At 71.8% G+C, this 26,075-nt stretch carries 28 protein-coding genes; 15 read left to right on the top strand and 13 right to left on the bottom strand.

What is annotated here, in order from left to right:
- Positions 1–17: 17 nt before the first annotated feature.
- From ACIPV1_RS14150 to ACIPV1_RS14130, 5 genes are all read right to left on the bottom strand, one after another.
- On the bottom strand, positions 18–1,211 hold the full coding sequence (locus ACIPV1_RS14150; protein ID WP_402726672.1) for an NAD(P)/FAD-dependent oxidoreductase: 1,194 nt from the start codon (positions 1,209–1,211) through the stop codon (positions 18–20).
- A gap of 14 nt (positions 1,212–1,225) precedes the next feature.
- Positions 1,226–2,026: an SDR family NAD(P)-dependent oxidoreductase gene (locus ACIPV1_RS14145; RefSeq protein WP_131844787.1), complete on the bottom strand. Its 801-nt coding sequence runs from the start codon at positions 2,024–2,026 to the stop codon at positions 1,226–1,228.
- An 8-nt stretch (positions 2,027–2,034) separates the two neighbouring features.
- The gene (locus tag ACIPV1_RS14140; protein WP_123293434.1) at positions 2,035–2,541 is read right to left on the bottom strand and encodes a Dps family protein; all 507 of its coding nucleotides are present in this window, start codon (positions 2,539–2,541) and stop codon (positions 2,035–2,037) included.
- Between the two features lie 111 nt (positions 2,542–2,652).
- Entirely contained in the window at positions 2,653–3,165 is a 513-nt protein-coding gene (locus tag ACIPV1_RS14135; RefSeq protein WP_123293435.1) for a MarR family winged helix-turn-helix transcriptional regulator, read from the bottom strand.
- Positions 3,166–3,317: 152 nt separating this feature from the next.
- Complete coding sequence (locus tag ACIPV1_RS14130; protein WP_111086916.1) at positions 3,318–3,875, bottom strand: NADPH-dependent FMN reductase; 558 nt, start codon at positions 3,873–3,875, stop codon at positions 3,318–3,320.
- A 121-nt stretch (positions 3,876–3,996) separates the two neighbouring features.
- Here ACIPV1_RS14130 and ACIPV1_RS14125 point away from each other — a divergent pair, with 121 nt between their 5' ends.
- The 6 genes from ACIPV1_RS14125 (at position 3,997) to ACIPV1_RS14100 (ending at position 10,213) form a co-directional block, all read left to right on the top strand.
- Entirely contained in the window at positions 3,997–5,652 is a 1,656-nt protein-coding gene (locus ACIPV1_RS14125; protein WP_402726671.1) for a glycoside hydrolase family 13 protein, read from the top strand.
- Between the two features lie 110 nt (positions 5,653–5,762).
- Complete coding sequence (locus ACIPV1_RS14120; protein WP_402726670.1) at positions 5,763–7,727, top strand: hypothetical protein; 1,965 nt, start codon at positions 5,763–5,765, stop codon at positions 7,725–7,727.
- 146 nt (positions 7,728–7,873) lie between these two features.
- A complete protein-coding gene (locus ACIPV1_RS14115; protein WP_123293438.1) occupies positions 7,874–8,533 on the top strand; it encodes a DUF308 domain-containing protein in 660 nt (219 codons plus the stop codon).
- Positions 8,530–8,793, top strand: coding sequence for a hypothetical protein (locus ACIPV1_RS14110; protein ID WP_111086912.1), 264 nt, complete (start codon positions 8,530–8,532; stop codon positions 8,791–8,793). Before ACIPV1_RS14115 ends, ACIPV1_RS14110 begins: the two co-directional genes overlap by 4 nt.
- A gap of 123 nt (positions 8,794–8,916) precedes the next feature.
- Positions 8,917–9,456 carry an RNA polymerase sigma factor gene (locus ACIPV1_RS14105; protein ID WP_111086929.1) on the top strand — a complete coding sequence of 180 codons (540 nt, stop codon included), beginning with the start codon at positions 8,917–8,919 and terminating at the stop codon, positions 9,454–9,456.
- Positions 9,446–10,213 carry a hypothetical protein gene (locus ACIPV1_RS14100; protein WP_131844783.1) on the top strand — a complete coding sequence of 256 codons (768 nt, stop codon included), beginning with the start codon at positions 9,446–9,448 and terminating at the stop codon, positions 10,211–10,213. Before ACIPV1_RS14105 ends, ACIPV1_RS14100 begins: the two co-directional genes overlap by 11 nt.
- Positions 10,214–10,285: 72 nt before the next feature.
- Here ACIPV1_RS14100 and ACIPV1_RS14095 read toward each other — a convergent pair whose 3' ends face one another.
- Positions 10,286–11,197 carry a LysR family transcriptional regulator gene (locus tag ACIPV1_RS14095; protein WP_402726669.1) on the bottom strand — a complete coding sequence of 304 codons (912 nt, stop codon included), beginning with the start codon at positions 11,195–11,197 and terminating at the stop codon, positions 10,286–10,288.
- A gap of 48 nt (positions 11,198–11,245) precedes the next feature.
- Between ACIPV1_RS14095 and ACIPV1_RS14090 the strand changes: the two genes are divergently transcribed.
- Together ACIPV1_RS14090 and ACIPV1_RS14085 are read left to right on the top strand one after the other, a co-directional pair.
- Positions 11,246–12,529: an MFS transporter gene (locus ACIPV1_RS14090; protein WP_402726668.1), complete on the top strand. Its 1,284-nt coding sequence runs from the start codon at positions 11,246–11,248 to the stop codon at positions 12,527–12,529.
- 131 nt (positions 12,530–12,660) lie between these two features.
- The gene (locus tag ACIPV1_RS14085; protein ID WP_402726667.1) at positions 12,661–13,266 is read left to right on the top strand and encodes a hypothetical protein; all 606 of its coding nucleotides are present in this window, start codon (positions 12,661–12,663) and stop codon (positions 13,264–13,266) included.
- Positions 13,267–13,439: 173 nt separating this feature from the next.
- Here the strand turns inward: ACIPV1_RS14085 and ACIPV1_RS14080 are convergent, their stop codons facing one another.
- The gene (locus tag ACIPV1_RS14080; protein ID WP_111086907.1) at positions 13,440–14,360 is read right to left on the bottom strand and encodes a cation diffusion facilitator family transporter; all 921 of its coding nucleotides are present in this window, start codon (positions 14,358–14,360) and stop codon (positions 13,440–13,442) included.
- A 47-nt stretch (positions 14,361–14,407) separates the two neighbouring features.
- Here ACIPV1_RS14080 and ACIPV1_RS14075 point away from each other — a divergent pair, with 47 nt between their 5' ends.
- Genes ACIPV1_RS14075 through ACIPV1_RS14065 form a run of 3 tightly spaced genes read left to right on the top strand, consistent with a single transcriptional unit; the run spans position 14,408 to position 16,114 of the window.
- Positions 14,408–14,962 carry a DUF4166 domain-containing protein gene (locus ACIPV1_RS14075; RefSeq protein ID WP_402726666.1) on the top strand — a complete coding sequence of 185 codons (555 nt, stop codon included), beginning with the start codon at positions 14,408–14,410 and terminating at the stop codon, positions 14,960–14,962.
- Between the two features lie 32 nt (positions 14,963–14,994).
- Positions 14,995–15,135, top strand: coding sequence for a hypothetical protein (locus ACIPV1_RS14070; RefSeq protein ID WP_402726665.1), 141 nt, complete (start codon positions 14,995–14,997; stop codon positions 15,133–15,135).
- A 1-nt stretch (position 15,136) separates the two neighbouring features.
- A complete protein-coding gene (locus ACIPV1_RS14065; protein WP_173169944.1) occupies positions 15,137–16,114 on the top strand; it encodes a DUF1731 domain-containing protein in 978 nt (325 codons plus the stop codon).
- Here the strand turns inward: ACIPV1_RS14065 and ACIPV1_RS14060 are convergent.
- Positions 16,083–17,057, bottom strand: a complete 975-nt coding sequence (locus ACIPV1_RS14060) for an EamA family transporter (protein ID WP_402726664.1) — start codon at positions 17,055–17,057, stop codon at positions 16,083–16,085. The genes ACIPV1_RS14065 and ACIPV1_RS14060 overlap by 32 nt on opposite strands.
- Positions 17,058–17,128: 71 nt before the next feature.
- Between ACIPV1_RS14060 and ACIPV1_RS14055 the strand changes: the two genes are divergently transcribed.
- A complete protein-coding gene (locus tag ACIPV1_RS14055; RefSeq protein ID WP_402726663.1) occupies positions 17,129–18,058 on the top strand; it encodes a LysR family transcriptional regulator in 930 nt (309 codons plus the stop codon).
- Between the two features lie 86 nt (positions 18,059–18,144).
- On the opposite strand, the gene ACIPV1_RS14050 is transcribed toward ACIPV1_RS14055, so the two are convergent.
- From ACIPV1_RS14050 to ACIPV1_RS14030, 5 genes are all read right to left on the bottom strand, one after another.
- Entirely contained in the window at positions 18,145–18,954 is an 810-nt protein-coding gene (locus ACIPV1_RS14050; protein ID WP_402726662.1) for a L,D-transpeptidase family protein, read from the bottom strand.
- A 2-nt stretch (positions 18,955–18,956) separates the two neighbouring features.
- Positions 18,957–20,222 carry a hypothetical protein gene (locus tag ACIPV1_RS14045; protein ID WP_123937356.1) on the bottom strand — a complete coding sequence of 422 codons (1,266 nt, stop codon included), beginning with the start codon at positions 20,220–20,222 and terminating at the stop codon, positions 18,957–18,959.
- 134 nt (positions 20,223–20,356) lie between these two features.
- The gene (gene purB / locus ACIPV1_RS14040; protein WP_123672158.1) at positions 20,357–21,742 is read right to left on the bottom strand and encodes an adenylosuccinate lyase; all 1,386 of its coding nucleotides are present in this window, start codon (positions 21,740–21,742) and stop codon (positions 20,357–20,359) included.
- Positions 21,739–22,251, bottom strand: a complete 513-nt coding sequence (locus tag ACIPV1_RS14035) for a low molecular weight protein-tyrosine-phosphatase (RefSeq protein WP_111087056.1) — start codon at positions 22,249–22,251, stop codon at positions 21,739–21,741. The genes purB and ACIPV1_RS14035 overlap by 4 nt, the downstream gene beginning before the upstream one ends.
- A gap of 47 nt (positions 22,252–22,298) precedes the next feature.
- Positions 22,299–22,697, bottom strand: coding sequence for a phage holin family protein (locus ACIPV1_RS14030; RefSeq protein WP_123293450.1), 399 nt, complete (start codon positions 22,695–22,697; stop codon positions 22,299–22,301).
- Positions 22,698–22,769: 72 nt separating this feature from the next.
- On the opposite strand from ACIPV1_RS14030, the gene ACIPV1_RS14025 reads away from it, so the two are divergent.
- From ACIPV1_RS14025 to ACIPV1_RS14015, 3 genes are all read left to right on the top strand, one after another.
- Positions 22,770–23,849 (top strand): histidinol-phosphate transaminase, encoded by a 1,080-nt coding sequence (locus tag ACIPV1_RS14025; protein ID WP_123293828.1) that lies wholly within the window; start codon positions 22,770–22,772, stop codon positions 23,847–23,849.
- Between the two features lie 23 nt (positions 23,850–23,872).
- Entirely contained in the window at positions 23,873–25,009 is a 1,137-nt protein-coding gene (locus tag ACIPV1_RS14020) for a thiamine pyrophosphate-dependent dehydrogenase E1 component subunit alpha (protein ID WP_111087051.1), read from the top strand.
- An 86-nt stretch (positions 25,010–25,095) separates the two neighbouring features.
- On the top strand, positions 25,096–26,055 hold the full coding sequence (locus tag ACIPV1_RS14015; protein ID WP_131845166.1) for an alpha-ketoacid dehydrogenase subunit beta: 960 nt from the start codon (positions 25,096–25,098) through the stop codon (positions 26,053–26,055).
- The last annotated feature ends 20 nt before the right edge of the window (positions 26,056–26,075 follow it).

Here is a 26,075-nt window from a genome sequence, read left to right as displayed (position 1 = left end):
GGCGACCAGCGTGCCGGTCAGGCGGTGATGCGGCCCGGCAGCATGTCCGACGTCAGGGAGTTCGCCTCGGCGAGGACCTTGCGGGCCTCGTCGGTCTTGTCCCACACGTTCCAGAGCAGCACGCCGCGCACCGTGTCATCGTCGTCCAGGTAGTAGACGACACCGGTGACGGTCGGGTCCTGCCAGTCCTCGACGGTCCGGAGCTTCGTGGAGACCTGCCCCACCGCCTCGTACCCCATGTCGAAGACGTCGGAGTAGAACATCGGCGTGTGGTCGTAGGTCTCGTCGGCATCGGCGAGGTTCCGGCCGGCCTGCCGACCCTGCTGCTGCGCGTTGTCGACGTGCTCGACCCGACGGGTCCCGAGGATCCGGTCCGGGTACTCGGCGACGTCGCCGGCCGCGAAGACCGAGTCGTCGTCGGTGAGCAGCGTCGACGAGACCACGATGCCGTCGCGCACGGTCAGACCGGCGTCGGCGGCGAGCTGGGTGGCGGGCTCGATGCCGAGTCCGGCGACCACGGCGTCTGCTTCGAGCACGGAGCCGTCGTCGAGCGTGAGCGTGACCCCGTCGGCCGTCTGCGTGCCGGACTCGACCCGGCGTCCGAGTCGGAGGTCCACGCCGGCGTCGACGAAGCGCTGTTGGAACGCGCGCGCGAGGTCGTCCGGGAACATCCGGCCGCCCACGATGTCGTCGGGGTCGACCAGGGTGACGCGGGCGCCGTTCTGCACGACCCCCGCGGTGATCTCCTGGCCGATGTAGCCGCCACCGACGACGACCACGTGCGCCCCGGCGTCGGCGAGCTCGCGGAGCTTCCGGTAGTCGTCGGCGCTGCGGTAGTCGAGCACGCGGTCCGAGGGCTCCAGGCCCGGCAACCCGCGGGGCTTGCCGCCGGTCGCGATGAGCAGCCGCTCGTAGCCGTGGGTCTGGCCGTCGGCCGTGGTCACGGTCTTCGATGCACGGTCGATCCCCGTCACCGCGGTGCCGAGGACGAACGACGCCCCGGTCTCCTCGGTGTGCAGGTCGACCTTCTCTTCCCAGCTGAAGTCCGGGTCGGTCCACAGCTTCTTCGACAGGGCCGGGCGGGCGTAGGGCCGGTCGACGTCCTCACTGAGGATGCCGATCGTGCCGTCGGCGTCGAGCTCGCGGACACCGCGGGCGGCGGCGTCGGCGACCATCCCGCCGCCGATGATGAGGTATCGGTAGTCGGTCACGGTGCCTCCCGGCGTCAGATCGTGGCGACCGAGCCGGAGTCGACCCGGTAGTTGGAGCCGTTGACGAAGCTCGCGAGGTCGGAGCAGAGGAACGCGATGACGTTCGCGACCTCTTCCGGCTCACCGCGGCGCTTCAGCTCCATGTAGGGACGTTCCTCGTCGAGGAAACTCGTGATCGCGTCGTCGAAGCTCTGGTTCGTCTCCTTCGCCCGCTTGTTCATCATCGCGTCCGTCATGGGCGTGTGGATGAACGCGGGGCTGACGGTGTTCACGAGCACGCCCTCCCGCGCGTAGGTGCGCGACAGGCCCTTCGCGAACGACAGGACCCCGGCCTTCGCGGCGCAGTAGGGCAGTTCGTCGTCGTAGGGCTGCGAGGCGTCCTCGGACACGAGGTACACGATCCGGCCCCACCCGCCCTGCCGCAGGTCGCCGATGAACTCGCGCGTGATGCGGACAGGACCCATCAGGTCGACGTCGATGGTGTCGGCCCAACCCTGCTCGTCGATCTCGTGGAACAGTCCCTGGGCGCCGGTGACGCCCGAGGACTGCACCAGGATGTCGATCGCGCCGACGGCGTCCCGCACCTTGCCGTGCAGGTCCGCCAGGCTCGCCGCGCTCGTGACGTCGGCCGCGAACGCGTGCAGCTTGCCGAGCGGCGCTTCGAGCTGGTCGGCGCTGTTGTCGAGCTGCGCCTGGTCGAGGTCGCTCACGACCACGGTCGCACCCTCCGCCAGGAGGATGCGAGCCGTGTTCCAGCCGATGCCGGAGTCGGCACCGAAGACGAGCGCGGTCTTGCCCTGGATGCCGAGGTCCACTCGGTCCCCTAGGCGTGCGCCGAGGCGTCGGCGACGGCAGGCGTCGTGGCAGATGCCAGCGGCGTGCTCGGTGCGCGGTTCTCGGCGGAGACCATCCACGCGAGCTGCTCGAGGCGCTCGATGAAGCCGTGGAGCAGGTCCGCGGTCGTCGGGTCCTCGTCGTCGACCTCGTCGTGGACGTCGCGCATGGTGCCGGTCGCCTGGTAGAGGCGGAGCGTCACCTGGTCGATTGCGTCGTGCGTGGTGATCTCACCCTCGGGGAACTGGTCGAGGTGGCTCGACGCAGCGACCGTGCTCGAGCGTCCGTCCGGCACGGCGTACAGGGCGCGCATGCGCTCTGCCGTGTCGTCGGCGAACTCGCGTGCGGCGTCGACGATCTCGTCGAGCTGCAGGTGCAGGTCGCGGAAGTTCGTGCCGAGGATGTTCCAGTGGGCCTGCTTGCCCTGGAGGTGCAGGTCGATGAGGTCCACGAGGACCGCCTGGAGGTTCTTGGCCATCTTGTCCGAAGCGTGCATGGTGGTGGCTCCTTTCGCGTCGGTGACCCTTCCGGTCTACGCGGTGCGGCCGTGACCACTCTCAGTGCGCACGGAACCGCACTGTCCCCCGGGGTGGTGGCGGGGCGACGCTCAGTGCGCGGGGGCCGGGTCGACCTGGTCGACGGCGCCGCGCATCTGCTCGAGGAACGACGCGACGATGCGTGCCTCGTCCGCTGGCAGTCCCTCGGCGATCGACATCATCCGGCGGTGCATGATGCCGAGGGTCGCGCGGACCTCGTCATCGGTCTCGGTCGTCGGGGTGATCACGAGCGCTCGACGGTCGGTGGGGTGCGGGTCTCGGCGCACGTGGTTCGACTTCACCAGGCGGTCGATCAGGATCGTGGTCGACGCCGACGAGATCTTCAGGTAAGCGGCGAGGTCCTTCGGGCTGACGCTGCGGCCCGAGCGCTGCGACTGCAGCAGGAAGCGCACGGCGAGCAGGTCGGTCTCGCCCATGCCCATCGAGTCGCGGGTGCGGCGGCGCATCGCGGTCTCGGCGGCCCGGTAGCGACGCAGGGCGTTGAGCACGGCGACCCCGCGCTGGGTCGCGTCGTCGTCGGGGAACCAGTACCCGGACGCCTCGGTGATCTCCTGCGTTGCCATTGCCACAGGCTAGTCCGTCTCGTATGGAGGCCGTCTAGCGACTTCCTGTGGGTGTGCCTGCTCCGTTCCCGCATGCAGGACGGGAGGCCCGTGGCGGGGTCGCCACGGGCCTCCCGTCCGTCCTGTGGTGCGGTCGACCGCACCCGGTCGCTCTACGCGGCGGCCTGCTCGGTCGAGGCGTCGGCGAGTGCGTTCAGCGCGCCCTGGACGAGCGAGGTGACCTCGGCGTCCTCGCGCGGGTGGGTCTCCGCGAAGCGGACGACCGACTGCGGGATCGCGACCTTGACGTCCTCGAGGACCTTCGCACCGGCGATGCCGGCGACCTTGCGGGCGTCGTCGTGGGCCCACACGCCGCCGTACTGCCCGAACGCGGAACCGATGGCGGCGAGCGGCTTGCCGGACAGCGGCGAGGCGCCGAACGGACGCGATGCCCAGTCGAGGGCGTTCTTCAGCACGGCCGGGATCGTGCCGTTGTACTCGGGGGTGACGAGCAGGACGGCGTCCGCGGCGGCGATCGCGTCGCGGAAGGCGACGGCGGCGGCCGGCGGGGTGTCGCCGTCGATGTCCTCGTTGTAGAACGGCAGGTCGACGATGCCGTCGAACGTGGTGACCTCGATGCCCTCCGGCGCGTGGTGCGCCGCGGCCTCGGCGAGCTTGCGGTTGATGGAGTCGGCGCGGAGGCTGCCGACGAGTGCGAGGACGTTCGTCATGGTGATCCTTCTGGTTCGAGACGTTGTTCTGGGACGGAAAGGTGTCTGCGACAACCAATCCGAGCCTACGGCGTGCTATTCCCAGACCGCTGGGTACGGTGGCGATGGGTACGGTGGCGACGTGAGCACGCTTCGGACGCCGGCCAGTACGCCCCGCACGACGAACCCGGACTGGTGGCGCGACGCCGTCGTCTACCAGGTCTACCCACGCAGCTTCGCGGACTCGAACGCCGACGGCCTGGGCGACGTCGCGGGCATCACCAGCCGCGTGGCGTACCTGGCGGCGCTCGGCGTCGACGCCCTCTGGCTCTCACCGTTCTTCCCGTCGCCCCTCGCCGACGGCGGGTACGACGTGGCCGACTACCGGGCGGTCGACCCACGACTCGGCTCGCTGGCGGACCTGGACGCCCTGCTCCGGGCCGCGCACGAGCACGACCTGCGGGTGATCGTGGACATCGTGCCGAACCACACCTCGGACGAGCACGAGTGGTTCCGGGCGGCGCTCGCATCCGCGCCGGGCTCGCCGGAACGGGCGCGCTACGTCTTCCGCGACGGGGCGGGTGTGTCCGGGGAACTGCCGCCGAGCGACTGGGTGTCGAACTTCGGCGGGAGCGCCTGGACCAGGGTCGCGGACGGTCAGTGGTACCTGCACCTCTTCGCACCCGAGCAGCCCGACCTGGACTGGTCGAACCCGTCCGTCCGTGCGGATTTCGAGGACACGCTGCGCTTCTGGTCGGACCGCGGGGTCGACGGCTTCCGGGTGGACGTCGCACACGGCCTGGCGAAGGACCTGTCGACGCCGTACCGCGCATCGAACGAGCACGCGCTGCCGCTCGACGGCTCCGACCCGCTGTACGACCGCGACGAGGTGCACGAGGTCTTCGCGTCCTGGCGCACCGTGCTGGACGAGTACGACCCGCCCCGGGCCGCCGTCGCCGAGGCCTGGGCACCGGCCCCGCGACGCGTCCTGTACGCCCGGCCCACCGAACTCGGGCAGGCGTTCAACTTCGACCTGCTCGAGGCGCCGTTCGAATCCGCTGCGTTCCGGAGCATCATCGAGCGGAACCTGGCGGCGTCCGAGCAGTCCGGTGCGTCGAGCACCTGGGTGCTGTCGAACCACGACGTCGTGCGGCACGCCAGCCGGTACGGCCTGCCGGACGACACCGACACCGACGCCTGGCTGCTGACGGACGGCACCGCGCCCGAGCTCGACCGGGAGCGGGGCCTGCGCCGAGCCCGTGCCGCGACCCTGCTGATGCTCGCGCTGCCCGGGTCGTCGTACGTCTACCAGGGCGAGGAACTCGGCCTGCACGAAGCCGCCGCGATCCCGCGTGACCAGCTGCAGGACCCGAAGTGGCTCCGTTCCGGGCACACCGTCAAGGGCCGGGACGGGTGCCGTGTGCCGATCCCGTGGACGACCTCCGGACCGTCGTTCGGCTTCGGGGACGTCGCGCCGCTGCTGCCGCAGCCGGCGGACTTCGGAGCGTCGTCGGTTCAGGCGGAGGACGGGGATCCCGCGTCCACCCTGACGCTGTACCGGGCAGCGCTGGACGCCCGCCGTCGGCTGCAGCGGGGCGAGGAGCTCACCTGGCTGGAGTCCGGCGACGGCGTCGTGGCCTTCGCCCGGCACGACGGGTGGCGGTCGGTCACGAACTTCGGCACGACGCCCGTTCCGCTGCCGTCGGGTGACGTCGTGGTCGCGTCCGGGCCGCTCGGTGACGCGGCCGGCGTGCTGCCGGGTGTCCTCCCCGGCGAGACGACGGTCTGGTTGGCCTGAGCGGACCAGCTCCGTCCGTTCTTCCTCCACAGCCAGGAGGCCCGTGGCCGCGTTCCACAGATCGGTTCCGGCCCGCCGTCCGGTGACGCCCGGATCGCGACGATCGGGGCATGACAGAACCCACTGCTCCAGCATCCGTCCCACGTCCGGTCCGGTCGCGGGTGGCCCGTCGCCTCGCAGCGGCGTGCACCGCGCTGACCGCGCTCGCCGTGCTCGCGGCACCGACGATCCTGCCCACGGGGTCGAGTGCGGCGACGCTCGACTTCCCCTACGTCAACCAGTTCTCCAGTGCGTCCGGCGGTGCCCTGCACGGTGACGCCGCGGTCTCCGGCGGACGACTCCGGCTGACCGCGGACATCCGCAACCAGGCCGGCGCCTGGTCGACGAACGACACGTTCCCCTCGGACACCGGGCTCGAGATCGAGTTCACCTACGCGATGCACACCGCGAAGGACGACCCCGGGGCCGACGGCCTGCTGCTGTACCTCGCCGACGGTGCAGCGGCACAGGGCGTGGGGTCGTTCGGTGCCGGGCTCGGGTACGCCTGCCGCAAGGAGGCCACCGAGGGCGGCGGGCGGCTGTGCGACCTGCCGGGGGTGCCCGGTGGCTTCGCGGGGATCGCGATCGACCACTACGGCAACTTCTCGTCGCGCATCAACGCCTCCGGGCCGGGCGCCCAGCCGGACCACGTCGTCGTCCGCGGCTCCGGCAACGGGCTCGAGGGCTACCGGTACGTCGCCGGGGCTCCCGCTCCCGGCGGCACGGTGACGAACGGGTCGACGCCGCGCACGGTGCGCATCACCCTGCTGCCGGGGGATGCCGGCGAGCTCTCGATGACCGTCCGGCTGCAGGTCGGCTCGACGATGCGCACCGTGCTCGACGCGGTCCCCCTGCACGGGGACGACCAGGCGCCGCTGCCGAGCACCCTCCGCCTCGGGTTCGCCGGCGCCACCGGCAGCCACGTGAACAACCACGAGGTCGACGCCTTCAGGGTGTGGAAGCCCGCCGACCTGTCCGTCGAGCACGACCTGCCCGCCACCGCGGTCGCCGGGGAACCCGTCCGGTACACCGTCACGGCGCGCAACCCCGGACCGAACGCCGCCGACCCCAGCCCGCTGCAGGTGGACGTCCCGGACACGATCGAGGGCGCTTCCTGGACGTGCGAGGCGGCGGAGGGCTCCGGCTGCGCCACCCCGTCCGGGCAGGGTGACGTGGCGACCGACCTCGACCTGCCCCGCGGTGGTTCGGCGGTGGTGACGGTCGAGGGGCGGATCGCCGACGGCGTAGAGGGGCCGCTCGAGAGCGTCGCCACCATCGCACCACCGACGTCGTTGTCCGACACGAACGAGTCCGACAACACCTCGCGGGCGAGCACGACCGTCACCACGCCGCCGGTCGTCGCCCACGTCGAGACGGACAAGACGGTGTCGCCGTCCACCGTCGAACCCGGCGACGAGGTGGAGTACACCGTGACCGCACGGAACCGCGGACCGTCGGTCGCCCAGCAGGTCGGCGCGGTGGACGACCTGCCCGAGGCGATGCGCTTCGTCGGGTCCGACGACGGCTGCACGGCCGAGGGGCAGCGGGTGACCTGCCGGTCGGACGTGGCGCTCGCCGTGGGGGAGACCCACGACTTCCGGCTCCGTGCCGTCCTCGACCCGGAGTACCAGGGGGACGGGTCCGACGTGGTGAACGTGGCCACGGCGACCTCCCCGACGGACCCGGACGGCGGCGACCCGTCGACCGAGGTCGCGATCGTCGTCGAGCAGGACGACGACGGGCCCGCGCCGAGCCCGTCCCCGTCCCCGGCGCCCGGACCCGACGACGAGGCATCGGTGCCCGATGCGCCCCGCGGTGACGACGGCGACGGCGACGGCGACCGGGATCCCCGTGGCCCGGTCGCCGACGCGGGACCGCAGGCTGCCCGCGGCGCCCTCGCCTACACCGGCGTCGACGACCTCGGGCTGCTCGCCGCGCTCGCCGCGGTGGTCGTCGCGGCCGGTTCGACCTGCTGGTGGCTTGCTCGTCGGCGTGGACGGCGGTCGGTGGTGACGGACGACCAGCCGCGGTCCTGATCCAGCGAACGGGGTGGCGTCGTTCGGGCGACGCCACCCCACCGGGTATTCGAGCATCCTCAGTGCTGCGGGACCCCCGGCGGTCGGTCGGCTGCCACCGCGGCGGTAGGATCGATCTCACGATCCGCATGCCTGAAAGAGGTCCCGTGTCCGACACCGTGGACGACGCCACCACCGTGAACGAGGCGACCCAACGCGCGCGGTACTGGCCGATCCCGATCCTCCGGGCCGTGCCCGCCGCGGTCGTCGCGCTCGTCATCACCTTCTCGACGAACCACGCCGCCGGCTACGGCCTGCTGCTGTTCGCCGGCTTCGCGTTGGTCGAAGGACTCGTGCTCCTGTGGGCGGGCGTCGCGCGGCTCCCGCTCGACGGTCGGTCCCGCCGCACCACGTTGCTGCAGGCCGTCATCACCCTGCTCGCCGCCGTCGCCGGGTTCGCCGGCAACGGTCTCGGGCTGCCGGCGTTCATCTCGGTCATCGTCGCCTTCGCGGTGCTCACCGGGGCCCTCGAGCTGGCACAGGGACTGCGGGCTCGTCGTCGTTCCCCCTTCGCGCGGGACTGGACCACGATCGGCGCACTCACCCTGCTGCTCGCGATCGCGTTCCTCATCACCCCGCCGGACTACTCGCAGCAGCTCGGTGGGGTGGAGCAGGTCACCGGCACGCTGGACGCCTCGATCGTCCTGGTCGGCCTGCTCGGCGCCTACCTCGCCATCACGGCGGTCTTCCACGTGATCGCCGGCCTCTCGCACAAGTGGGGCACGGCCACGCCGGCCGTCGCCCCGGACGGAGCACCACACGCATGACCACCCCCAGCCGTCGTGACCGTCTGCGCCCGGTCGAGCTCCTCGGGATCTCCGCGATCATCGCGGTGTTCACCGGGCTCGTCGTGCTGTTCTCGACGCGGGAACTGCAGCTGGCCGTGATCTTCCTCGGCGTCGCGTTCATCGTGGTGGTCGTCGTGCTCGCGATGCTCCAGCTCGCGTCGACCAGCGACCAGGACGACAACGACATGCTCGGCGGGCACAAGACGCCCGGCGACGGCGAGGGCGACGACTTCCACTGATCCACTGCGGGCGCCGTCGCGCGCATCGCTGTGCGGACACGCCCGGGATCACGTTTCCGCCACGGTCCTGTCAGGATCGCGCATCCTGCCGACACCTCTGGGTGAAGGAGGTGGGATGTGGACGTGACGACCGGCACCGACACGGACGAAGGACTCGTCCGTGCGATCGCGCAGGGGGACACCGGTGCGCTCGCACGGGTGTTCGACCGCTACGCCGCCACGCTCACCCGGTACGCCTGGGCACTCGTCGACGACCGGTCCGACGTCGAGGAGATCGTGCAGGACACGTTCCTGACGCTCTGGCAGCGAGCGGTGACGCTCGAGCTCCCGGCCGACACCGTGCTGCCGTGGCTGCTCGTCGTCTGCCGGAACCACGCCTTCAACACCGGCCGGAAGCAGGCCCGTCGGCGCGCTGACGAGCTGCCCGAACACCTGGCCGCTCCCACCGACCAGGACGAGGCCCGTGACCTCCTGCGCTGGGTCCGCGACGAGATCGCCGCGCTCCCCGCCACCGACCGCCGCATCTGCGAGCTCTGCCTGCTCGAGGGGTACTCGTACGCCGAGGCCGCCGAGATGCTCGGACTCAGTGTCGGAGCGGTCACGCAGCGGGTCTCCCGCAGCCGACGCCGACTCAAGAAGGTGGTGACGCACGATGAACACTGAACCTCCCGAGGGAGACGACCTGCAGCGCATGCTCGTCTCGATGAAGCAGAACGTCCTCGAGCGCGCCACCCCGCGGGCCGCGCGGCGTCGTGGCCGATCCGGCATCGTCATCGGTGTCGTCGCGCTCCTGGCCGTGGGCACCGCGACCGGAGCCGTCGCCCTGACGCTCTCCCAGCAGGACACCCCGGTCGCCGCGCCCACCCAGACGCAGGCGCCCGAGCCCTCGCCCACCGCGACGACCCCGTCCTCCGCGCCGATCACCGGTGCACCGACCCCGACGTCCACACCGAGCGCCCCGGTGGACGTGGCGACGATCCCGACGGACTGTCGCGCGCTCGTCTCGGCAGCGGACTACGACCGCTTCTTCGGGGACACTCCGTTGACGCAGGCCGATCCGCCGTCGGGAACCGATCGGGTCCCCGACGGCCAGGACCCGGCAGGCGTCGAGTCGAAGGTCTCCTGCACGTGGCGTGACCCGCGCGCAGACGTCTCGGGGATCGAGGTCCGGGTCGGGACCGCCACCGAGGCCGCCATCCAGCAGGAGATCGACGAGTTCCCGGCGCACGACGGCGGGGGGACGTGCACCGAGCGCGACGGCGGGACGTTCTGCCAGTCCCGCGGGATCGTGGAGCCCTACGGCGTGGAAAAGGCGTACACGTACTTCGCCCGAGGTGACACCTGGATCACCATCGAGCAGACCAACGTCCCGACCGACGGGCTCCTGCCCGCTCTCATCGCGACGATCTGGGGGGACTGACGGCCGGGAGGCGCGCGGCGGACCCGCCCTGCGCCTCCCGTCCGTCGGTGGGACCCACCATCCGGCGCCGCGTCACACGACGCGCGCGGCGACGAGGTCGCGCGCGAGCGTCCGGACGGCACGGTTCGGCTCCGGACTCGTGCGGATCGCCAGGCCGATGCAGAGCGGTTCGACCGCGTCCTCGAGCTCGAGGACCGCGCCGTCGTGCCGCACCCCGGAGTCCGGCACGACCCCGACCCCCAGCCCCGCCGAAGCGAACCGGATCACCGCGGGCATGTCGTTCATCTCGGCGACGATCCGCCGCCGGATCCCGAGCCGTTCGAGTGCGCCGTCCAGGATGATCCGGTTGCCGAACCCGTGCGCGGTGTCGACGAAGGGCTCGTCCGCGAGCTCGGCGAGCGACACCGAGGCGCGCCCCGCCAACGGGTGGTCCGACGCCGTGAAGACCCGGAACGGCATCTCGCGCAACGGTTCGACCACCACTCCCGCCGGCACCGTCGGCAGTCCCGTGTACGCGAGGTCGAGGCGCCCGGCGACGAGGTCCTGCACGAGCCCGGTCGTGCCGGACGGCGAGGTCATGAGCTCCACGGTGACGAGCGGGTGCCGCCGCCGGAACCGCTGCAGCACGCCGGTCAGGTCGACGATGTCCATGCTCGTGAAGATCCCGAGCCGCACCCGTCCGCGCAGGTCGGCGTCGTCCACCGTCGCCAGGTCGCGCATCCGGTCGAGCGACTCCAGCACGGCGCGGGCGTGGGGGAGCAGGTCCTCGCCGGCGGTCGTGAGCACGAGGTGCCGTCCGGTGCGGTCGAACAGCCGCACGCCGAAGGTCCGTTCGAGCGAGGCGATCCCGGCCGACACCGTGGACTGCGCCGCCCAGAGCCGTTCGGCCGCGCGGGTCACGCTGCCCTCGGCGGCGACGGTGACGAACTGTTCGAGCAGGCGGGTCTCCATCTCCCCATCATCGATCCGATCGATGGACGGCATCAAGAGCATCCGTTGGACTCGATGCTCGGCGCGCGCGATCATCGGAGCATGTCAACCGTGACCGACACCCCGACGGGCGCTCTCCCCGCCACCCCAAGCGCTCCCGCGAGCGACCGCGTCCCGGCCCCCCGTGGCCGTCGTGCGCACACCCGTCGGCGCCACGGCTTCGGCTTCTGGGCCGTCGCCTTCGCGTTCCTGTCGGTGATGGCCTTCGCGACCGTCCCCGCACCGCTGTACGTCATCTACCAGGCACGAGACGGCTTCCCGACGTTCACCACCACGATCATCTTCGCCGCGTACGGCGTCGGGGTCGTCGGGTCCCTGTACCTGGCCGGGCACCTCAGCGACGTGCACGGGCGGAAGCCGTTGATCCTCGTGTCGATCGCCCTCGAGCTCGTCGCCGCCGTGCTGTTCCTGGTCTGGAACGACGTCACCGGCCTGATCGTCGCGCGGCTCGTGACCGGCCTCGGCGTCGGCACGCTCACCGCCACGGCGACCGCCCACCTCGGTGAGCTGCGGGTCCGTGCGACCGGTTCGTCCGACTCGGCGAAGGGCGCGAGCGTCGCCGCCGGTGCCGTGAACCTCGGCGGGCTGTCGCTCGGCGCCCTCGTCGGGGGTGCGCTCGCCGAGTTCGTCGGAGCGCCGCTCATGGTGCCGTACGTCGTGTTCGTCGTCGCGCTGACCGTGGCCTTCGTGCTCGTCCTCGTCGTGCCGGAGACCGTCGCCCGCCCCGAGACCCGTGTGCCCTACCGCCCGCAGCGCATGCAGGCGCCGGAGGGCAAGGCCGCCGCGTTCTGGGCAGCCGGTGCCGCAGCGTTCGCGGCCCTCGCGGTCCAGGGGCTCTTCACCTCGGTCGCCCCGACGTTCCTCGGCACCACCTTCCACGTCACCGACCGACTGGCGGCCGGTGCGACGACCTTCGGGGTGTTCGCCGCGAGCGCCGTCTCGCAGATCGTGTTCGCCCGACTCACGCAGCGCACGCAGATCCGACTCGGCATGGTGCTCCTGGTCGGCGGCCTGGCGGTGCTCGCCGTCGCCGCGGTCCTGCTGCAGGTCGCCGGCTTCATCGGCGGTGGCGTCGTGGCGGGCGCCGGGGTCGGGCTGCTCTTCCGGGCCAGCATCGCGAGTGCCGGAGCCCTGGTCGGTCCCGAGCGTCGGGGCGGGGTGCTCGCGGCCACGTTCCTCATCGCGTACGCCGGGCTGACGGTGCCGGTCGTGGCCGTCGGGGCGGCGCTCCTGGTGATCCCGACCCTGCCGGTCCTGATCGGGTACGTGGTGCTCGTCGCCGTCCTGGCCGTCGTCGCCGGTACCCGACTGGCCGCGCGCGCCTGACGCGGGGCGGGCCTCCCGTCCGCCCGTCGCATCCCGGAACCTGGTTCCGGACACCGCACCACGCGATCGCGCGGTGTCGTGTCCGGAACCTGGTTCCGTCGTGCGGGTCGCACTCCCGGCATACTGGGCGCGTGCCCCAGAACCGCAACCGTCCCGTGATCACGGGGATCGCGGCCGTGGTGGCCGCCGGTCTCCTCGCCGGCGGGCTGTTCCTGACGGCGCGGCAAGGCGCGGACGACCCGACCATCGGCGCCGGATCGAGCTCCGGGACGCCGAGCGACGCTGCGACCGCCTCCGGCGACGGCACCGTCACGATCACCCGCACCGGGCCGGACCTGCCCGGCGACAGCACCCTGGCGCGGTGCGACTCCACGACCCAGGCGGCCGTCGCCCAGTACGACACCGCGGCGCTCGGGCGGGTCACGCTGCAGTGCGGCACGTCGGCGCAGGGCTACGAGCACATCCGGCAGCGACACACCGCCGACTGGCAGGAGGTCGTCGCGGGCCACGGCTCCCGCGACTGGGACGACGCGATGCTCACGGCCGTGCAGACGGCGCTGGTCGCACCGCGAGCGGGGTTCCCGGTCGACGCCGGCGACGGCAAGGTCTGCTACGCGGCGCCGGTCCGGTTCGACGACGGGTCGCGCCCGGATGCGGACCCGTTCGTGAAGGTCATCGTCTCCGCCACCACCGACCGCGTCATCACGGCGTACCCGACGCGCACCGACGACTGCTGACGCGGGCGCGGGCGAACGCCGACCCCGAACGACACTCTCGATGTCGTACGACGTCGAGGATGTCGTCTCCGGGCACCGGCAACAGTGCGCGCGTGCAACGAACGACGAAGCCGATGTCGTACGACGTCGACGAAGTCGTTCCGCGTCGACAAGCACAACGCCCGCCAGCACCCCTACGCGTGCACCTCGTGCTCGTGCCGCCGGTGCGACGCGGGCTCCAGCTGGAAGGTCGAGTGCTCCACGGGCACGTCGAAGTGCTCCGCCACGCACTGCTGCAGCTCGTCGAGGATCCGCGGAGCGTGCGCCGTCGAGAAGCACTCGTCGTCCACCACCACGTGGGCGGTCAGGTTCGGGACCCCCGTCGCCACCAGGGTCGCGTGCAGGTCGTGCACGGCGATGACGTGCTCGAGCTCGAGGATGTGGCCCCGCACGTCATCGAGGTCGAGCCCCGGCGGCGTGGACTCCAGCAGCACGTTCGCGGTCTCGCGCAGCAGCCGGATCGCCCGCGGCAGGATGAGCAGGCCGATGAGGATCGCGGCGACCGAGTCGGCACGCTCCCACCCGGTGAGCATGAGCACGACCGCGGCGGCGATGACGGCGACCGAGCCGAGGGTGTCGTTGAGGACCTCGAGCCGGGCGGCGCGCGAGGTGAAGCCCTCGCCGGAGGCCCGCAGCAGCACGCCGTAGGCCACCAGGTTGCCGACGAGTCCGATGATGCCGAACACGAGCAGTGGCCCGGAGTGGATCTCGGCGGGCACGAACAACCGTTGGATCGCGGAGATGATCACGAAGACGCCGACCGCGAGCAGGATCGCCGCCTGGGCGGTGGCACCGAGTACCTCGGCACGTTGGAAGCCCCATGTGCGCTGCGTCGTCGGGCTGCGGCGGGCGAGCCGCGTCGCGACGAGTCCGATGCCGAGCCCACCGGTGTCGACGACCATGTGCCCAGCATCGACCAGCAGCGCGAGGGAACCCGTGACGACGGCGCCGACGACCTCGGCCAGCAGGATCGTCGCCGAGATGCAGAACGCGATGAGCAGTGCGCGCTCGGACGCGTGCCCGTGCGAGTGCCCTGCTCCGTGGTCGTGACCCATGTGCCACATCGTAGGGATCGGCACCGACGACATGCCAGGATCGGGACGTGACCCGGTCGCCCTACGAGCTGTCCACACCATCCGACGTGCTGGCCCGGTTGCACCCGCGGCTGTCGGCGTACTTCGGCGCGATCCCGCCGGGCCACGTCGGCCGCGGTGAAGGGGTGTTCGACGTCGTCGGCACACCGCGCCGGTGGCTGTGGCCGCTGCTCGCCTGGTTCGCCCGCGATGCCGTCATGTTCCCGGTCTGGGAGCGGGACGTCCCCTTCACGGTCGAGAACCACCCGGCTCGCGTCCGTCGTGGTCGTGCCGGACGGGAGGCCCGCCCCGCGGTCCGCGCGCACCGCACCTTCCGGTTCCGCTCCGGCAGCCGCACGATGGTGGACGCCATCACCGCCGAACCGGACGGCCTGGTCGACCACCTCGGTCGCCACGGGCGCGTCAGCGCCCGGCTCCGGGCGGAGGTCGACGCGCACGGGCCGGACGCGGGCGCCCTGCGCCTGGTCTCCACGCGCGTGACGTTCCGTGCGCTGGGACGCGAGGTGACCGGGCTCGCAGGCTCGCTCGGCGCGGCCCGCGCGCCGCTGGCGCGTCGCCGCTGAGCGGGCCGCGCCCGGCCGCCCTGTCACCACGTGTGACGCTCACAGAACGATTCGATGACGAAGCGGACCTCCAGCGCGTGTCCCTGGTGCTCTCGGCGCCGGTGCTCGGCACGCTGTACCGGTACGAGGGGGCGTTCCGGTACGAGATCGCGCCGGACACAGGACGGGGATGAGATGAGCGACCAGAAGGGCCGCGTCGTGATCGCGGGAGCGAGCGGGTTCGTGGGGCAGTACCTGCGCGATGCCTTCACCGAAGAGGGCTACGAGGTCGTCACGGTGGGCCGGACCGGTGATGCGGTGTGGGGCAACACCCTGCGCATCCGCGAGCTCGTCGACGGTGCAGCCCTCGTCGTGAACATGGCGGGCAAAAGCGTCAACTGCCGGTACGGCCGCCAGAACCGCGCCGAGATCACGCGCTCCCGGGTCGACACCACGCTCGAGCTCGCCGAGGCCATCCGCACCGCCGAGCAGCCGCCACCGCTGTGGCTGAACGCCTCGACGGCGACGATCTACCGGCACGCCGACGACCGCCCCCAGGACGAACTGACCGGCGAGCTCGGCGAGGGCTTCTCGGTCTCGGTGGCTCGCGCGTGGGAGGACGCCTTCTTCGGCGCGGACCTGCCGTCGACCCGCCGGGTGGCACTCCGGATGGCGATCGTGTTCGGCGACGGCAGCGCACTCGTGCCGCTCCTCCGGCTGGCGCAGACGGGCCTCGGTGGGCCGCAGTACGACGGCGCCTGGGTGCCGACCCGGTCCCGGCTGCGGGCGGGGACGTACCACCACCACCGACCGACCCGCGGCCGACAGCGGTTCAGCTGGGTGCACATCGCCGACGTCCTCGGCTCGATCCGGTTCGTCCGCGACCACCCGGAGCTCGAGGGGCCGGTGAACGTGTCGAGCCCGAACCCGTCCGACAACCGGACCGTGATGGCGACGATCCGCGACGCCGTGGGCCGCCGGTTCGGACTGCCGACGCCTCGGTGGATGCTCGAGGTCGGGTCCTTCGCCATCCGCACCGAGACCGAACTGGTGCTCAAGAGCCGGTGGGTGGTGCCGACGCGGTTGACCCAGGCGGGTTACGAGTTCCGCTACCCGCACCTGCGCGGTGCGCTCGCCGGGATCATCGCGGAGCGTCGCCAGCACCGGGGCTGAGCGCCGGCACCGGGACCCCGTCGATCGGCGTCGGCACCAGGACCCCGTCGACCGGCGTGGGGACCGGCTCGTCTGACAGCCGCGCCGGTCGCGACGACCACAGCACCGCCCCGACCACGACGGCGCCGGCGAGCACCTCGACCAGGTCGGGCACCTCGCCGAAGGCCGCCCACGACGCGAGCACACCGACGACCGGCACGAGCATCGAGAACGGGGCGACCGTGCTCGACGGGTAGGTCGCCATCAGCCGCGACCAGATCCCGTAGCCAACCAGGGTCGCGACGAGCACGATGTAGAGCAGGCCGAGGTCCGCCGGCAGGGCCTCGGTGGTGAAGGCCGTGCCGAGTGCGGCGCCGATGCGGTCCGGCCCCTCGACCACGAACGACAGCACGGCTATCGGGATCGGCGGCACGACCGACCACCAGAGCGTCAGGTGCAGCGGGTTCGCGGCTCCTGCTCGTCGGGTCGCCACGTTGCCGATCGCCCACCCGAGCGCGCCGCAGAGCGCCAGCACCACCGGGAGAAACGCCGCCGTCTGCGACCGGTGCAGGGCGATCAGGCCGAGGGCGGCGACCGCGATCGTCACGCCGATGACCTGTCGCCCGGTGAGCCGTTCGCGCAGGAACACCCCGGCGAGCACCACGGTGAACGGTGCCGAGGCCTGCAGCACGAGCGAGGCGAGCCCGGACGGCATCCCCGACGCCATGCTCAGGTACAGGAACGAGAACTGCAGCACCCCGAGCCCGAACCCGACGAGCAGCAGCCGTCCGATCGGGATCTTCGGCCGCGGGACGAACAGCAGCGTGGGGACCGCCAGGATCGTGAACCGCAGGGCCGCGAGCAGGAACGGCGGGAAGTGCTCGAGGGCGAGCGCGGTCGCGGGGAAGTTCAGGCCCCAGACGACGGCGACGACCAGAGCGAGGAGGCGGTCACGGGTGGTCATGCTCTGATCTTGGTGGCTCCGAAGGTGTAGGACCAGCGAATTGTTCGCAACCGACGTTGTAGCCTCCCTGCATGGTCGACTTCGACGTGCACCTGCTCGCCGTCCTCCGCGAACTCGCCGAGCGCGGCAGCGTCACCGCCGTCGCCGAGGCCACGCACCGCACGCCCAGCGCGGTGTCGCAGCAACTGCAGACGCTGCAGCGGCAGGTGGGCGTCCCGCTCGTCGAGCGCATCGGACGCGGCGTCCGGCTCACCGCCCACGGCGAGGTGCTGGCCGGCCTGTCCGCCGGCGTCGCCACGGCGATCGCCCGGGTCGACGCCGCGTGGCAGGAGCACCTGGGCGGCGCGACGGGCCGCGTCGACCTCGCGATCTTCCCGTCGGCGGCCGAACTGCTGCTGCCCGGAGTCCTCACCCGGATGCGCGCGCACCCCGGTATCGAGCTCGCCCTCGTCGACGTGGACGTCAGCGAGGGGGAGTTCGCACCCCTGGCCGCCGACCACGACATCGTCGTCGGACACCGGTCGGACGGGGTGCGGCCGGCGGACCAGGGATCGGTCGAGACCGTGCCGCTCCTGCGCGAACCGCTCGACGTCGCGGTGCCGCCGGGGCACCGGCTCACCGGTCGCGAGCGGGTCGGGATCGACGAGGTCGTCGGCGAGACCTGGATCGGCGAGACCTGGATCGGCGTGCCCGAGGGCTACCCGATCGACCGGGTCCTGCAGGCGATGGCGGCGGCGTCGGACGCGCCGCCGAGCGTCGCCTTCCGGACGATCCACCTGCCCGTCATCGAGAACCTGGTCGCCGCGGGGCACGGGGTCGCGCTCGTGCCGCGGTACACCTCGGGCACCCGGGCGTCCGGCCGGTTCCACCTGGCCGAGCTGGCCGACGTGCGTGCGGGGCGCCGGATCGAGGCGCTGGTCCGCCCCGACCGTGCGGTCCGCCCCGTGGTGCGCACCGTCCTGGAGGCGCTGGTCGCCGAGGCCCTGGACGTCACCACCTGAGACGGTCGCGCCCACTGCCGGGCGCACGCCGTGCCTCCAGTCCGGGTGTGCGCCACGGCAGACCCGTTTCGTGCGCGGAAACGCGCTCAGCGCACCTGGAACGGTGTGCCGAGCGGCAGGAGCTCGGCCAGGGCGCTGATGTCGGCGTTGTGCATGCGGATGCAGCCGTGCGAGGCAGCGGTCCCGATGCTCGAGCTGTCGTCGGTGCCGTGCAGGCCGATCTGGCCCGGGCCGCCGCCGAACGAGTTGAGCACGTCCGAGAACGCCGTCGTGCCGTACGCGTACGGGCCGTAGCCGCTGTTCGTCGGGGCGAGCAGCTCGGTCAGGGCGAAGCGGCCGGTCGGTGACGGGGTGCCGCCGGTGCCGGTCGCGACGGGGTAGCTGTCGACGACCTTGCCGTCCTTGTACAGGTCGAGCGTGTTCTCCGCGCGGGTGACCACGATGGCGTACGGGTCCTCGGTGAGGGTGACCGCGCTCGTCGGGACCCACCCGGTGCTGCCGTTCGGGCGCTGTGCGAGCTGTACCTGCGCCCAGCCGTCCTCCTGGTCGACCACACGGAAGACGAGTGGTGCGCCGGACTGCTGCGGGTTCGACAGGGTGGTCGTGGCCGTGCCACCGGGCGTACTGCTGACCGGCACGCTGTCACCGCGGACTGCGGCGACGGTGGTGCTCGCGGGCGCGTCGACCGCATCGGTGGGGCCCGCGGAGCGCGTCGGGCCCGGTGTCGCCGTGGGGGTCGGCGTCGCGCTCGCGGCGACGGACCGTGTCGGGGTCGGCGCGGGGGCCGCCGACAGGGGGCCGAGGGCGACGAACGCCACTGCCCCGGCGCAGACGACAGCCACGGCGGCGGCGATCAGTGTCGCGCGCCGCCGTGGCTCGGTCGGGAGGATCGGCAAGATCAGCCCGTGAAGGTCGCCGTTCCGGGCACCGGCACGGCGACCGGCGCCGTGGCGGCGTCAGCCGTCACGGTGAGCGTCGTCGCGGCCGTCTGCCCCGACGACAGGCCGACGAGACCGAGCACGTAGGTGCCGGCCGAGTCGACGAGGTCGGCGGGCAGGACGATGGTCCCGGAGACGTTGCCGTCAGCGTCGGCGCGGAACTGGACGCCGGGGATCGCGACGGCGTCGGCTGCGTCGCCGACCGCAGCGGTGACGACCTCGTTCGGGGCGAAGCCCGAGCCCTGCACGCGGACACCGGTGGTGGTGGCCTCGGTCAGCGTGGCGGAGGTGGTGAGCAGACGTGCTGCCGCGGTGGGCTGCGGCGTGAAGTACGTCGTGGTGTCGTCGATGCGCAGGGCCGAGATCGAACCGCTGGCGTCGGCGGCGAGGGCCTGGGCGTCGGACTCGAGCGGCGAGGCGAGGCTCTTCAGCTCGCCGCCGGGGGCGGTGGTCGCGTCAGGAGCCTCGGTGGTCGGCGGCGTCGGGGCGGTCGTCGGCGTCTCGGTGGGCGCGGGGGTCTCGGTCGGAGCCGGGGTCTCGGTCGGAGCCGGCGTCTCGGTCGGGGCGGGCGTCTCGGTCGGCTCGTCGGTCGCGGGCGGTGCGGGGACCTCGGCGGTGATGTCGATGCCGACGTAGACGACGTAGCCGACGACCTCGGCGTCTGCTGCCTTCAGGTCGGTGGCGAGCTTCGAGGTCGACTCGACCTCGCCGGTGGCGGGGTCGATCCACCGGGTGAGGCCGTCGCTGACACCGTCGGTGTTGCGGGCGTCGGTGGCGAAGACGACGGTCTGGGCGCTGGTGTCGCCGCCCTCCTGGATCGCGAGGCCGAAGCTCGTCGCCCCGGTCGTCGTGGTGCTGAGGCCGGAGGCGAGCGCCCCGACCTCGCCGCCGGGCACCGGCTTCGTCAGGCCGCGGACCAGGCCGACGGCCTCGCCGTCGGAGACCGACAGGCCGTCCTCGTCGAGCGTCGCGAAGTCGGTGATCTTCCCGCCGGCGGTCGGGTCGGACAGTGCCGCCCAGTACCACTTGTCGTTCAGCGGGACGGTGCCCTCGGGTGCCGCAGTGAAGTCGGCGGCCGAGTCGGTCCAGGTCACGATCGCCGACGCGGCGGTGGTCGTCTGGTTCGCGGTGGAGACGGTGGGGACGAGCGCAGCGGTGACGCCGAGCACGGTGGCGCCGACGGCGGCCGCGGTGATGCGGGAACGAAGCACGGTGTGGAGATCCATCCGGTCAGAGGACAGGGGTCGTCCTCTGTGACGCCCCCGTGCTGAGACGATGCTCAGCGGAACGAACCTACCGACTTCATGAGGATTCCGCACCCCTTTGGGGCACAGGGTTCACATCGTGCAGGTGAACAGCGTCAGACGTCGAGGTGGTCGACCAGCTCGTCCGCCAGGCCCGTGTACGTCGCCGGCGTCAGGTTCGTCAGCCGGGCCTTCGCGCCGTCCGAGATGTCCAGGCCGTTCACGAACACGATGAGGTCCTGCTGGGTCACCCGCTTGCCGCGGGTGAGGTCCTTGAGCATCGCGTAGGGGTCCTCGATGTTCGACTGCCCGGCGGTGACCTCGGCACGGATGACCGTCTGGATCGCCTCGGCGAGGACCTCCCAGTTGTGGTCGAGGTCGTCGGCGAGCTTGGCCTCGTTCACCGAGATCTCGCCCAGGCCGCGGCGCAGGTTGTCGAGCGCGAGCAGCGAGTGCCCGAACGCGACGCCGATGTTCCGCTGCGTGGTCGAGTCGGTCAGGTCGCGCTGTAGGCGGCTCGTCACGAGGGTCTCGGACAGGGTGGAGAACAGCGCCGACGAGATCTCGAGGTTCGCCTCGGCGTTCTCGAACTTGATCGGGTTGATCTTGTGCGGCATCGTCGACGACCCGGTGGCACCGGCGACCGGGATCTGCGTGAAGTACCCCATCGAGATGTAGGTCCACACGTCGGTCGCCAGGTTGTGCAGGATGCGGTTGGCGTGCCGGATCCGGTCGTACAGCTCGGCCTGCCAGTCGTGCGACTCGATCTGCGTGGTGAGCGGGTTCCAGGTGAGCCCGAGGCCCTCGACGAACTCGCGCGACAGCGTCGGCCAGTCGGCCTCGGGGTCGGCGGCGAGGTGGGCTGAGAAGGTGCCGGTCGCGCCGGAGAACTTGCCGAGGTACTCGCCGCCCTCGATCTGGGCCAGGACGCGCTCGAGCCGGTAGACGACGACCGCGAGTTCCTTGCCGAGCGTCGAGGGGGTCGCGGGCTGCCCGTGCGTGTGGGAGAGCATCGGGACGGCGCGCAGCTCGACGGCGAGGGTCCGCAGCTTCTCGAGCACGGCACGGTACGCCGGCAGCCAGACCTGGTCGACGGTGTCGCGCACGGTCAGGGCGTACGACAGGTTGTTGACGTCCTCGCTCGTGGCGGCGAAGTGGGTCAGCTCGGCGATGGCGTCCAGCCCGAGCTCCGAGAGCCGGCGGCGGACGAAGTACTCGACGGCCTTGACGTCGTGGCGGGTCGTCGCCTCGATCTCGGCGAGTTCGGCGATCTGGTCGTGGCCGAAGGTCTCCACTATGCGCCGGAGTGCGGCCTTGTCGTCGACGCTGAGCGGCGAGGTGGTGAACATCGCGTGGTCGGTCAGGAAGACCAGCCACTCGACCTCGACCACGATGCGCGCACGGTTGAGCCCGGCCTCGGAGAGGTGCTCGCCCACCGTGTGCACGATCGGGTAGTAGCGCCCGTCGAGCGGGCTGATCGGCTGCGGGGGAAGGGGGGTCATGGGGCTCCCTGACGGACGGCCGGCTCGAGCTGGTGGAAGAGCGCCCGGCAGGCCCGTTCGACGGTCGAGAGCACTCGGTCGAACTCGTGCCGGTCCGCGTAGTACGGGTCCGGCACGTCGGTCTGCTGGGGCCAGGCGTCGTCGTACCGCAGCAGGAGCGTCACCTTGGCGGAGTCGTCCATGGTCGGTGCCCACGATCGCAGGACGCGTTCGTGGGAGCGGTCGAGTGCGACCACCAGATCGAGGTCCGGGAACCGGTCCGGGTCGAACTGACGGGCGCGATGCCTGCTGCCATCGTATCCGCGTGCCGCGAGGGCTGCGATCGTGCGCTCATCGGCCGGTTCGCCGACGTGCCAGTCACCGGTGCCGGCGGACTCGACGTGGAAGCGGTCGGCGAGCCCGGCGTCCGCGGCGATCTGTGCGAAGACGACGCCGGCCATCGGGGACCGGCAGATGTTGCCACTGCAGACGAACGAGACGCGGAACGGGGCGTCGACGTCCGGGGCCATGGTCACATCATGACGCAGGGAGGTGTCCTCCGCGAGGTCCGTCCGCGTCACGCCCGCTGGCGGTTCAGCACCGGGCGGACGAACAGCCCGATCAGCCAGGCGAAGACGGCGAGCACGAAGGCCCCGACGATGCCCCAGCCGAACGACTCGACCTCGAGCCCGAAGCCGAACGCGTCCGAGATGCCCGCGACGATGAGCAGCAGGACCGCGTTCACGATGAAGGAGATCAGCCCGAGGGTCAGGATGTAGATCGGGAACGCCACGATCCGGATCAGCGTGCCGATCACGGCGTTGACGAGCCCGAACACGAAGGCCACGAGCAGGTAGGTGAGCACGGTCGCCGTGGTCCCGCCGTCGCCGAACGCGGTGACGGAGACGCCGCTGACGATGAGCGTGGTGAGCCAGAGGGCCACGGCGTTGACGACGAGGCGGACGAGGAATCGCATGCACCCATGATGCCCTCCGACACCCGCGCAGTCACCGACACTGCCCGCACGGCCGCGGGTTAGCCTGTGCAGGTGACTGACGAGCGTGTGCACATCCGGCCCGAGATCGCGGTCCTCCCCGCCTACAAGCAGGGACGCCAGGCCGCCGACGACGCCTTCAAGCTGTCCAGCAACGAGAACCCGTTCCCCCCGCTCCCCGGGGTGGTCCAGGCCGTGCAGGCGCAGACCGCGTTCAACCGCTACCCCGACGCCACCGCCCTGGCCGTCCGTGCCGCGCTCGCGAACCGCTTCGGACTGACCGCCGACGAGGTGCACGTCGCCCCCGGCAGCGTCGCGATCCTGCACGAGCTCGCCCGCGCGACCTCCGGCCCGGGCGACGAGATCGTCTACGCCTGGCGGTCGTTCGAGGCCTACCCCGGCGTCGTCACCGTCGCGGGTGCCACGAGCGTGCAGGTGCCGAACCGGCCGGACGGCGGCCACGACCTCGACGCGATGGCCGCCGCCGTCACCGACCGCACCCGCATGGTGATCGTGTGCACGCCCAACAACCCGACCGGCCCGATCGTCACCGAGTCCGAGTTCGCGTCCTTCATGGCCGCGGTGCCGCAGTCCGTGCTGGTCGTGCTCGACGAGGCATACGCCGAGTTCGCCACCGACGAGGCCGCCGTGCACGGGCATCCGTTGCTGGCCCGCTACCCGAACCTGGTCGTCCTCCGGACCTTCTCGAAGGCGTACGGTCTCGCCGGTCTCCGGGTCGGCTACGCCCTCGGCCCGGTGTACGTGCTCGAGGCGGTCCGCGCGTGCGCGATCCCCCTCTCCGTCACGGCCCAGGGGCAGGCGGCCGCGCTGGCCAGCCTGGAACGCGAGGGCGAACTGCTCGAGCGGGTCTCCGAGATCGCCGCGCTCCGCGACCGCATCGTCACCGAGCTCCGCGAGCAGGGATGGGCCGTGCCGGACGCCCAGGGCAACTTCGTCTGGCTGCCGACGGGGGACCGTACGGTCGCCGCGGCCGCCGCCTTCGAGGAGGCCGGCATCATCGTGCGGGCCTTCCCACCGGAGGGCATCCGCATCTCGATCGGCGAGCACGAGGCTGTGGAAACGCTCCTCGAAACGGCCCGCTCGCTTGTGGGGGACCTCCAGGTGGCCGACTGATGCCTGCCGCTACGCTGGCCCGCATGTCATTCCGCGCCGCGGCTCCCGCGACGACCACCGTCCGGCTCCTCGACCCCGAGGGTCGGTTCGTGGAGTCCGACGAGAACGCCGAGTTCGCCGCCGCCGCGCGGGCGATCCCCGACGAGACCCTGCTGGCGATGCACCGCCGCATGGTGCTCACCCGACGGTTCGACCACGCCGGCCACAACCTGCAGCGGACCGGCCAGCTCGGCCTCTGGGTGCCGAGCCACGGGCAGGAAGCCGCGCAGACCGGCTCCGCGTTCGCCCTGCGCGCCCAGGACCACGTCTTCCCCTCGTACCGCGAGCACGCCGTCACGATGCAGCGCGGTGTCGAGCCGATGGAGATCATCGCGATGTACCGCGGGCAGACCCACGGTGGATGGGACCCGGACCAGCGCGGCAACACGCACATCTCCACCCTGGTGATCGGCTCGCAGACCCTGCACGCCACGGGCTACGCGCTCGGCCAGAAGCTCGACGGTGATGTCGGCACGGGCGACCCCGACCGTGACGCGTGCTCCATCGTCTACTTCGGCGACGGCGCGACGAGCCAGGGCGACGTGAACGAGGCGTACGTGTTCTCGGCGTCCACCAAGGCCCCCGTCGTCTTCTTCCTGCAGAACAACCACTGGGCGATCTCGGTGCCGGTGTCGGTGCAGTCGCCGACGCCGCTCGTCGACCGTCCGCGCGGCTTCGGGATCCCGAGCGTGCTGATCGACGGCAACGACATCCTCGCCTCGTACACGGCCTCCGTCGTCGCCACCGACCACGCCCGCAGCGGTCAGGGTCCGGCCTTCATCGAGGCCGACACCTACCGCATCGGTGCGCACACCAGCTCGGACGACCCGAGCCGGTACCGTGCCGACGGCGAGCTCGAGGACTGGGTCCGCCGCGACCCGATCGTCCGCTCCGAGGCGTACCTGCGCTCGAAGGGCGCGACGGACGAGCAGTTCGCCGCGTTCGACGAAGAGGGCGAGGACATCGCCGCCGACGTCCGCCGCCGCACCGTGGCGCTGACCCCGCCGTCCGTCGACGTCATGTTCGACAACGTCTACCGCGAGCCGCACCCGCTGGTCGCCGAGCAGAAGGCCTGGCTCGAACAGTACGAGGCCGGCTTCGAAGGGGGCGCCCACGCATGAGCACCACCGAGCAGCTCTTCGACTACACGCTGCGCTCCCACCCGGGCGCCGGCGAAGTCCCGAGCGACCCGACCCCGACCCTGCCGATGGCGAAGGCCCTCAACGCCGGGCTCGCCGCGGCGATGCAGGCGGACGACAAGGTCCTGCTGATGGGCGAGGACATCGGCCAGCTCGGCGGTGTCTTCCGCATCACCGAGGGCCTGCAGGACCGCTTCGGCCCCGAGCGCGTGCGGGACACCCCGCTCGCCGAGGCCGGCATCATCGGCACCGCGATCGGCCTCGCCCTGCGCGGCTACCGCCCGGTCGTCGAGATCCAGTTCGACGGCTTCGTGTGGCCCGGCTTCGACCAGATCACCTCGCAGCTCGCGAAGATGGCGAACCGGCTGCCGGCGCACATGTCGCTGCCCGTCGTCATCCGCATCCCCTACGGCGGCCACATCGGCGCCGTGGAGCACCACCAGGAGTCGCCCGAGGCGTACTTCGCGCACACCCCCGGTCTGCGCGTGGTCAGCCCAAGTACCCCGAACGACGCCTACTGGATGATCCAAGAGGCAATCGCCTCGAAGGACCCGGTGATCTTCCTCGAGCCGAAGTCGCGCTACTGGCCCAAGGGCCAGGTCGACCTCGTCGACGGGCACGTCCCGATGCACACCACGCGTGTGGCACGCACCGGCACCGAGGTCACCCTCGTCGGCCACGGTGCGATGGTCGCGACCCTCATGCAGGCCGCCGAGCTCGCCGAGTCCGAGGGCACGAGCTGCGAGGTCATCGACCTCCGCTCGATCTCGCCCATCGACTGGGACCCGATCCTCACCTCGGTCCGCAAGACCGGTCGCCTCGTCATCGCGCAAGAGGCGTCCGGCTTCGTCAGTGTCGGCAGCGAGATCGCCGCCACGGTCGCCGAGAAGGCGTTCTACACGATGCAGGCGCCGCCGCTGCGGGTGTCCGGGTTCGACATCCCGTTCCCGGTCTCGAAGCTGGAGCACCTGCACCTGCCGGACGCCGACCGCGTCCTCGAGGCCGTCGACCGCGCCCTCGCGTACTGATCCAGCTCGACTGACCCAAC

It is taken from the genome of Curtobacterium sp. NPDC089991 (assembly GCF_044748425.1).
Classification (GTDB): Bacteria; Actinomycetota; Actinomycetes; order Actinomycetales; family Microbacteriaceae; genus Curtobacterium.
The sequence above is the reverse complement of the archived record's forward strand: the minus strand, read 5'-3'. Positions and strand labels throughout refer to the sequence as shown.

Excerpts from the sequence above, each read along its gene's own strand:
- ACIPV1_RS14140 (WP_123293434.1), bottom strand. The coding sequence starts at position 2,541 with ATGCACGCTTCGGACAAGATGGCCAAGAACCTCCAGGCGGTCCTCGTG.
- ACIPV1_RS14135 (WP_123293435.1), bottom strand. The coding sequence starts at position 3,165 with ATGGCAACGCAGGAGATCACCGAGGCGTCCGGGTACTGGTTCCCCGAC.
- ACIPV1_RS14130 (WP_111086916.1), bottom strand. The coding sequence starts at position 3,875 with ATGACGAACGTCCTCGCACTCGTCGGCAGCCTCCGCGCCGACTCCATC.
- ACIPV1_RS14120 (WP_402726670.1), top strand. The coding sequence starts at position 5,763 with ATGACAGAACCCACTGCTCCAGCATCCGTCCCACGTCCGGTCCGGTCG.
- ACIPV1_RS14110 (WP_111086912.1), top strand. The coding sequence starts at position 8,530 with ATGACCACCCCCAGCCGTCGTGACCGTCTGCGCCCGGTCGAGCTCCTC.
- ACIPV1_RS14100 (WP_131844783.1), top strand. The coding sequence starts at position 9,446 with ATGAACACTGAACCTCCCGAGGGAGACGACCTGCAGCGCATGCTCGTC.
- ACIPV1_RS14095 (WP_402726669.1), bottom strand. The coding sequence starts at position 11,197 with ATGCCGTCCATCGATCGGATCGATGATGGGGAGATGGAGACCCGCCTG.
- ACIPV1_RS14090 (WP_402726668.1), top strand. The coding sequence starts at position 11,246 with ATGTCAACCGTGACCGACACCCCGACGGGCGCTCTCCCCGCCACCCCA.
- ACIPV1_RS14080 (WP_111086907.1), bottom strand. The coding sequence starts at position 14,360 with ATGGGTCACGACCACGGAGCAGGGCACTCGCACGGGCACGCGTCCGAG.
- ACIPV1_RS14065 (WP_173169944.1), top strand. The coding sequence starts at position 15,137 with ATGAGCGACCAGAAGGGCCGCGTCGTGATCGCGGGAGCGAGCGGGTTC.
- ACIPV1_RS14060 (WP_402726664.1), bottom strand. The coding sequence starts at position 17,057 with ATGACCACCCGTGACCGCCTCCTCGCTCTGGTCGTCGCCGTCGTCTGG.
- ACIPV1_RS14055 (WP_402726663.1), top strand. The coding sequence starts at position 17,129 with ATGGTCGACTTCGACGTGCACCTGCTCGCCGTCCTCCGCGAACTCGCC.
- ACIPV1_RS14045 (WP_123937356.1), bottom strand. The coding sequence starts at position 20,222 with ATGGATCTCCACACCGTGCTTCGTTCCCGCATCACCGCGGCCGCCGTC.
- purB (WP_123672158.1), bottom strand. The coding sequence starts at position 21,742 with ATGACCCCCCTTCCCCCGCAGCCGATCAGCCCGCTCGACGGGCGCTAC.
- ACIPV1_RS14035 (WP_111087056.1), bottom strand. The coding sequence starts at position 22,251 with ATGGCCCCGGACGTCGACGCCCCGTTCCGCGTCTCGTTCGTCTGCAGT.
- ACIPV1_RS14030 (WP_123293450.1), bottom strand. The coding sequence starts at position 22,697 with ATGCGATTCCTCGTCCGCCTCGTCGTCAACGCCGTGGCCCTCTGGCTC.
- ACIPV1_RS14020 (WP_111087051.1), top strand. The coding sequence starts at position 23,873 with ATGTCATTCCGCGCCGCGGCTCCCGCGACGACCACCGTCCGGCTCCTC.
- ACIPV1_RS14015 (WP_131845166.1), top strand. The coding sequence starts at position 25,096 with ATGGCGAAGGCCCTCAACGCCGGGCTCGCCGCGGCGATGCAGGCGGAC.